This window comes from Terrabacter sp. Ter38, assembly GCF_024519435.1.
GTDB lineage: Bacteria > Actinomycetota > Actinomycetes > Actinomycetales > Dermatophilaceae > Terrabacter.
Genome location: NZ_JALJRZ010000031.1, coordinates 1 through 419 on the forward strand (window position 1 = coordinate 1; position 419 = coordinate 419).

1 protein-coding gene is annotated in these 419 nt (G+C 52.5%); it reads left to right on the forward strand.

The features are described from left to right. Window positions 1–419: hypothetical protein (locus NR112_RS23285; protein ID WP_256796468.1), on the forward strand; the 419-nt coding region annotated here is incomplete at both ends.

Here is a 419-nt window from a genome sequence, read left to right on the forward strand (position 1 = left end):
AGGGAGGGAGGAAGAGGAAAGAAAGGGAGGAAGAGAGGGAGAGGAGAGGAAGAGAGGGGGGGAGGGAGAAGGAAGAGGGGAGAGAGGGAGAGGAGAAGGAGAGAGAGAAGGGAGAAGGAAAGAGGGAGAGGAAAGAGGAAAAGGAGAGGGAGGAAGGGGAGGGAGGGGAAAAGAGAAGAAGAGAGGAGGAAAAAGAAAAAGGGGAAGAAAGGGGAGAAGGAGAGAGAAAGAGAAGAGAAGAAGGAAGAAGGAGGAAAAGAGAGAAGGGGGGAGGAGAGAGGAGAGAGAAGAGAGAGAGAAGAGGAGAAGAGGAAGGAAAAGGAAAAGGGGAAAAGGAGGGAAGGAAGGGAAAAGAGGAGAGAAGAGTAGACGTCGAAGTAATAGAAGTGGTGGGTCACGAGCTCGCCCGAGTGCAGCTC